Source organism: Trinickia soli, assembly GCF_002879855.1.
GTDB classification, from domain to species: domain Bacteria; phylum Pseudomonadota; class Gammaproteobacteria; order Burkholderiales; family Burkholderiaceae; genus Trinickia; species Trinickia soli.
Map to the genome: position 1 here is coordinate 23,514 of NZ_PNYB01000039.1, position 6,762 is coordinate 30,275.

Sequence of the window (6,762 nt, forward strand, 5' to 3'; positions counted from 1 at the left end):
CGGCTAACGCGTTGGCCGCACGGTCATGATGCAAGAGCGCACATGATATACGCGCCGAAAAGATGCGCTCCGCAAAAAGCGCACCTCAAAAAAGCAAGGGCGGCATCCGTGCGACGCCGCCCTGATACGACTGGCCCGATTTACCCTGCTTCACGGGCGTTCGGCTCGCCCCATCACTTCGCAGCGGGCTTGGTCACGTCGATGCCGAACCACTTCTCGGAGATTTTCGTGAACGTGCCGTCGGCTTCGAGTTGCGTCATGGCGTCATCGATTGCCTTGGCGAACTTCGGGTTGCCCTTTTTGAACGGGATCGCCGAGGGGTTGGCCGTGCCGACCATCGCACCGCGTTTGAGCGGCAGGTCCGACGTCTTCATGAGATAAGCCAGCATCAGCTTGTCGTTCAGCGCGGCGTCGAGCCGCCCGGCTGCGAGATCGCGTAGGTATTCGGGCGCGCCGGGGTAGGTCTTGACATCGATGCCGGGCACGGACTTCGCCATGTCCATGTAGTTCGTCCCGAGACCGACACCGAGCTTCTTGCCTTTCAGGTCTTCAAGCGAGGCGAACTGGCGCGTATCGTCCTTGCGCTGAATCAGCTCCGCACCGGAAAACGTGTATCCCGGCGAAAAATCGAGCACTTGCTTGCGCGCGTCAGTCGCGCCCACCTGATTGACGATGACGTCGAACTTGCCCGCCTGCAGGCCGGCGATGATCCCGCTCCACTCGGTGGTGATGAACTCAGGCTTCACACCGAGCTTGGCCGCGACGGCCTTCGCGATGTCGACGTCGAACCCGACCAGGTCGCCCGTCTTCGGATCTTTCGAGTTGAACGGGGGGAACGTGCCTTCCAGGCCGACGCGTAACGTCCCGCGCGCTTTGACCTGATCGAGCAAATCCTCGGCATGCGCCGTAGCGGCCAGGCAGGTCAGGCCGATCAGGCCAACGGTCAGAATCTTTTTCAGCGATGCGAACTTCATGGTCTTGTTCTCCTTGGAAAGCTCCCCGATGGGCTTTCTCGCGTGCAGCGATGATAGCGAAGGGGCAATCGCGTCGAAAATACCGTTTGTTTATGTCTATATGCGAGCCGTGTGTGCAATCGCGTCGACGCATTCGCCGATGAGCGCCGGGCCGCGATAGATGAAGCCGGTGTAGAGCTGGACGAGCGACGCGCCTGCTGCGAGCTTGGCCACCGCATCTTCGCCCGAAAACACGCCGCCCACACCGATGATGGCGACGGCATCGCCGAATTCGGCGCGCAGTTTCGCGATGACATTGTTCGACGCGTCGAAGACGGGCTTGCCTGACAGACCGCCGGTCTCATTCGCATACGCCATGCCCATGACGGCGCCGCGCGCGAGCGTCGTGTTCGTCGCGATCACGCCTTCGATGCCGTGACGCAGCAGCGTGTCGGCGATTGCTTTGACCTGCTCGTCGTCGAGATCGGGCGCGATCTTCAGCGCGAGCGGCACGAGCTTGCCGTGCAGATCGGCCAGACGTTGCTGCTTGTCCTTGAGCGCGCCGATCAGTGCATCGAGCTCGTTGGCCCCCTGCAATTGCCGCAGATTCTTCGTGTTCGGCGAGGAAATGTTGATCGTCACATAGCTCGCGAACGGGTAGACGCGTTCGAGGCAGTACAGATAATCGTCGGCGGCGCGTTCGATCGGCGTATCGGCGTTCTTGCCGATGTTCAGGCCAAGCGGGCCACGATAGCGCGCGGCCTGCACGTTCTGGACGAACTGGTCGACGCCGCCGTTATTGAAACCCATGCGGTTGATGAGGGCGCCTGCGGCCGGCAGCCGGAACATGCGGGGGCGCGGATTGCCCGGTTGCGCTCGCGGTGTGACCGTGCCGACTTCGATGAAGCCGAAGCCCAGCGCTGCGAGGCCGTCGATGCAGGCGCCGTCCTTGTCGAGCCCGGCCGCGAGGCCCACGGGATTGCGAAACGGAATGCCCATGACGGTGCGCGGCAGGTCGGGCACGCGCGCGGCAAGCAGACGGGCTAGTCCGGTGCGGCCGGCGGCGCCGAGCACGCCAAGTGTGAGATGGTGCGCGTCTTCCGCATCCATGCGAAAGAGTCCGGCACGGACGAGCGGGTAGAGGGAGCTGAGCACGGGAGCGGGCAATGGCAAAAAATGATAACCCGCTATTCTAGCGGCTTCGGCGATCGTACCGGCCGGCGGCCGGGCCTGTGCTCGCCGGTGAGCGCGATCGCCGCGTCGAGTCGGGCGCTCGTCGTCGAACCGTCATCGAGCGTGGATCAGCTTTGGGTGGGATCGACATCGGCGCCCCTCGCGCGCAATGGTGTCCATTGCCCATCGACGAGTCCTTCGAGCGGCCGGAAGTTCGATTTATAGGCCATCTTCGCGCTCTCGCGAATCCAGTACCCGAGATAGACGTGCGGCAGCCCCAGGCTTCTGGCCTGCTCGATCTGCCACAGGATGTTATAGGTGCCGTAACTCGTGTGCTCGGCCTCGGGTTCGAAGAACGTGTAGACCGACGAGAGCCCGTCGCCCAGGATGTCGATCATGCTGACCATGCGCAGCACGCCCGCGTCGTGCGGCGCATCGATCGGCTCGCGGAATTCGACGAGGCGCGAGTTGATTCTGCTGTGCAGCAGGAACTGCTCGTATTGATCGCGGCTGTCGCGGTCCATGCCGCCGCCGGCATGACGCGCGGCCTGATAGCGCATGTAGAGCGAGTAATGCTCTTCCTCGTAGTGCAATGGCGCGACCGATGCGACGAGCGACCCATGACGCCTCCAGACGCGCCGCTGCGTACGATTCGGGTTGAATGAAGCCACGGGCACGCGCACAGGGACGCAGGCGCGACAGCCTTCGCAGTACGGCCGGTAGGTGAACACGCCAGAGCGCCGGAAACCGGCCTTGACGAGTTCGGTATAAACGTCGGAATTGATGAGATGACTGGGCGTCGCGACTTGCGAGCGCGCAATGCGGCCTTCCAGGTAACTGCAGGGATAGGGCGCGGTCGCGTAAAACTGCAGTGCGGAAAGCGGTGAAAGCGGCAGCTCATTCGGGTGAGTCATCGGCGGCTCTCGATGCATTGTCTCGTTCGGGCCGCTTCGATCAAGGCCGAGCGGCGCGAGTGCTCTCTACGCCGCACGCGGCAGGAGTTCGAGCAGTGCCGTTTTGTCGAAGCGCCACGGGATCGGGGCCCCAGCGACAGCGGTGCGCACGTGAGCGACGAACGCCTTGCGCGCGATCTCGCGCCCGCCAAGGGACGCCAGATGCGGCGTGTTCTGCTGGCAGTCTATCATTTCTATTTCGTGACGGCGCAGGTGACCCACGAGTCCCGCGAACGCTATTTTCGACGCATCGCTCACATGGGCGAACATCGATTCGCCGAAGAACATTCGGCCCAGCGACACGCCGTAGAGGCCACCCACGCGCTGCCCGTCGAGCCAGGCTTCCACGCTATGCGCATTGCCGGCGCCATGCAGCGACGCGTAGGCGTCGATGATCTCCGCCGTGATCCACGTGCCGCGCTGGCCGCGACGAGGCGCTTGTGCGCAATTGCGCATGACGGCGGGGAAGTCGGCATCGACGCGGATCTCCCAGCGTGGATCGCGCAGCACGCGTTTGAGCGTTTTGCGAAACGACGGGGACAGCTTGAATTCACGAGGCGCCAGGATCATGCGCGGGTCGGGGCTCCACCACAGCACGGGCTGGCCGTCCGAATACCAGGGAAAGATGCCCTGGCGATAGGCATCGACGACGCGCCACGGCAGCAAGTCCGAACTCGCGGCGAGCAAGCCGGGCGCGCCGCTCTCGGGGCCGAGCGCGCGCTCGACAGGCGGAAACGGATCGTCGGGGCCGAGCCAGGGGACCATGCGTGCGCCTGGGCCGATCAGCCGTCGCGCAGCGACCGGAAGATGTCGCCCGTATGCAGCCCGTAGTTGCCCGCCGAGCGATCGGCGAAGAAAAAGCGCAGCGTCTGTCCGACGGTCGGGAACGCGATGTCTTCCCAGGGAATTTCGCTTTCGTCGAACAGCCGCACCTCCAGGCTCTCCTCTCCGGCTGCGATGTCCGGATCGAGCAGGCGCGCGAGATAGAACAGATGCACCTGGTGAACGTGCGGTACGTTCAACAGCGAAAAGAGATGCTGCACTTCCACGCGAGCGCCGGCTTCTTCGAGCGTTTCCCGCGCAGCGGCTTCGGCCGTGGTTTCGCCCATTTCCATGAAGCCGGCGGGCAGCGTCCAATAGCCGTAGCGCGGCTCGATGGCGCGCCGGCACAACAGCACCTTGTCTTCCCACACGGGAACGGTGCCCACGACGTTGCGGGGATTCTGATAATGGACAGCGCCACAGCCTTCGCAGACGAATCGCTCGCGGTTGTCGCCGGGCGGAATGCGTAAGCTGACTGCTTGGCCGCAGACGGAGCAAAATTTCATAAGAAGCGCGCGGAACGGAGTGATGCGAGTGTATCACCGGGCGCGCCGCATGCCGTGCGCTGACGCATGTTCGGACGCACGGCAATCGACAGCACGAAAAAAGCCGGGCGCGCGGCCCGGCTTCGTGTCAAGCGGTTGCCCGGTCGAGGCTCAGCCGAACAATTTCATCGCCTGAGTCAGCGTGTTGACGACGCCCCAGGTCAAAGGAATCAACACGTAGGCCCAGAAGACGAAGAGGCTGGCGGCGCTTGTCTTCCGCGTGGTTTGAGTCGTGTTTTCCATGAAGGTCTCCTTAGCGCTCTGCGGCGAGTTCCGCGTCGCTCATGTGATGCTTCGCGTCGACGCGTTTGACGAGCAGATTGCAGATGAAGCCCACGACGAGCAGCACGGCCATGATATGGACCGTCATCGTGTACGCGTCCGCTTTGGCGACGCCGTGCGCGACTTCGTAGGCGCGGATGTAGTTGACGAGCACGGGCCCCGCGACGCCCGCGGCGGCCCAGGCCGTCAGCAGACGTCCGTGGATGCCGCCGACAAACGCGGTGCCGAACAGGTCGGCCAGATAGGCCGGCACCGTCGAGAAGCCGCCGCCGTACATCGACAGAATCACGCAATACGACAGCACGAACAGCGCGATGTTGCCGGAGGTCGCGAAGGTCGGCACGAAGTAGTAGAGCACTGCGCCGAGCGCAAAGAACACGAAGTAAGTGTTCTTGCGGCCGAGCTTGTCGGACGATGACGCCCACACGAAGCGTCCGCCCATATTGAACAGCGAGAGCAGGCCGACAAAGCCCGCGGCCGTCGACGCCGTCACCGTGTTCTTGAAGCTTTCCTGGATCATGACCGAGGCTTGCCCGAGAATGCCGATGCCGGCGGTCACGTTCAAGAAAAGGACGAGCCAGACGAGATAGAACTGCGGCGTGGTCAACGCGCGATCGATGTGGACATGATTGCGCGTGATCATCTTGTGCTGCGTGTCGGGCGGCGTCCAGCCGGCCGGCCGCCAATCGGGCGCGGGCACGCGGATCGCCAGCGCACCGATCGACATCGAGATGAAGTAGGCGATGCCGAGCACGACGAACGTCTCGGCCACCCCAACGCTCGTTGCGCTCTTGAAGTGGTTCATCAGCGCGACCGACAGCGGCGCCGCGATCATCGCGCCGCCGCCGAAGCCCATGATTGCCATCCCTGTCGCCATCCCGCGACGATCGGGGAACCAGCGGATCAGAGTCGAGACGGGCGAGACGTATCCGAGGCCGAGCCCGATGCCGCCGATCACACCGTATCCCAAATACAGCAATGCAATTTCATGGAACCAGACGCCGACCGCCGAGACGAGGAAGCCGCCGCCAAAGCAGCATGCGGCCGTAAACATCGTGCGACGCGGCCCCACGTGCTCGAGCCACTTGCCGGCGAACGCGGCCGAGAGGCCCAGAAAGACGATGGCAAGCGAAAAGATCCAGCCGAGCGTTGTGAGCGACCAGTCATTGGGCGCCGATTGGGTAATGCCGATGACCTTCGTCAACGGCCCGTTGAACACAGAGAATGCGTAAGCCTGGCCGATACAAAGATGGACGGCGAGCGCGGCGGGCGGGACCATCCAGCGTGAGAAACCGGGCGCGGCGACGGTGGCTTGTTTCGAAAAGAAACGCGGCGGTCCGGCAAGGCCGGTTTGATCGGTCATGCTGCTCACTGGGGTCTCCAAATATGTCGTTGTTGTGGGGCAGCCGGCCGGACCATTTTTCGTCGGACCCTGCTCGGCGAATTGTCTTTCTTATGTTGCGCGCTCAACGATATGAGCGGCGGGGGAGCCGCGCAATAGGAAAAGCCAATGCATAAAGGGTTGTGACGGAGGCGGACCCGGTAAATGGGACGGGCGCATCCGATGCGCAGAACAAAAACAAAAAAGCCCAATCCTGAGATTGGGCTTCGGTATCTTTGCTGTGTGGACGAAATGTGCTGGAACAGCCGATTTTCATTCCACTCCGGCTACGCCAGTATTCTGACGCGCGGTTGACTATTTTTTCTGGCTGGGCGGCAACACCGTGGCGACAAGACAATGACGCACGTTGATACTCGGGTTTGCGGCTTTGGTTGCGGGGGTAGGATTTGAACCTACGACCTTCGGGTTATGAGCCCGACGAGCTGCCAGACTGCTCCACCCCGCGTCCGTCGAAAGATGAGAGTATAGGGGAAACCACGGGGCCGTGCAACCGAATTTGGCGACGTGTTAGCCCAAAGTCGTAATGTCCCCTTCCAACAAAGTACAAATGTCCCCTTTTGGTTCGTGAGGGGGCGGCACGGTGGAAGGGCTAGTGTCGATGAGCGCGAAGGAACGAGAGCGGCAACGGGTGA

7 protein-coding genes and 1 tRNA gene are annotated in these 6,762 nt (G+C 62.9%); all 8 read right to left on the reverse strand.

The annotated features are described in order from the left end of the window. Window positions 1–173 precede the first annotated feature (173 nt). Window positions 174–974 (reverse strand): transporter substrate-binding domain-containing protein, encoded by an 801-nt coding sequence (locus tag C0Z19_RS26595; RefSeq protein ID WP_102612833.1) that lies wholly within the window; start codon window positions 972–974, stop codon window positions 174–176. A 96-nt stretch (window positions 975–1,070) separates the two neighbouring features. After that, window positions 1,071–2,108, reverse strand: coding sequence for a quinone-dependent dihydroorotate dehydrogenase (locus C0Z19_RS26600; protein ID WP_102612834.1), 1,038 nt, complete (start codon window positions 2,106–2,108; stop codon window positions 1,071–1,073). A 146-nt stretch (window positions 2,109–2,254) separates the two neighbouring features. Further along, a complete protein-coding gene (locus C0Z19_RS26605) occupies window positions 2,255–3,040 on the reverse strand; it encodes an arginyltransferase (protein ID WP_102612841.1) in 786 nt (261 codons plus the stop codon). A gap of 66 nt (window positions 3,041–3,106) precedes the next feature. Then, complete coding sequence (gene aat, locus C0Z19_RS26610) at window positions 3,107–3,844, reverse strand: leucyl/phenylalanyl-tRNA--protein transferase (RefSeq protein ID WP_102612835.1); 738 nt, start codon at window positions 3,842–3,844, stop codon at window positions 3,107–3,109. Window positions 3,845–3,861: 17 nt separating this feature from the next. After that, a complete protein-coding gene (locus C0Z19_RS26615) occupies window positions 3,862–4,407 on the reverse strand; it encodes an NUDIX hydrolase (protein ID WP_102612836.1) in 546 nt (181 codons plus the stop codon). Window positions 4,408–4,557: 150 nt separating this feature from the next. After that, window positions 4,558–4,689 carry an MFS transporter small subunit gene (locus tag C0Z19_RS26620; RefSeq protein ID WP_102612837.1) on the reverse strand — a complete coding sequence of 44 codons (132 nt, stop codon included), beginning with the start codon at window positions 4,687–4,689 and terminating at the stop codon, window positions 4,558–4,560. A 10-nt stretch (window positions 4,690–4,699) separates the two neighbouring features. Continuing rightward, window positions 4,700–6,091: an L-lactate MFS transporter gene (locus tag C0Z19_RS26625; RefSeq protein WP_102612838.1), complete on the reverse strand. Its 1,392-nt coding sequence runs from the start codon at window positions 6,089–6,091 to the stop codon at window positions 4,700–4,702. Window positions 6,092–6,498: 407 nt separating this feature from the next. Next, window positions 6,499–6,575, reverse strand: a tRNA-Met gene (locus tag C0Z19_RS26630). Window positions 6,576–6,762 lie beyond the last annotated feature (187 nt).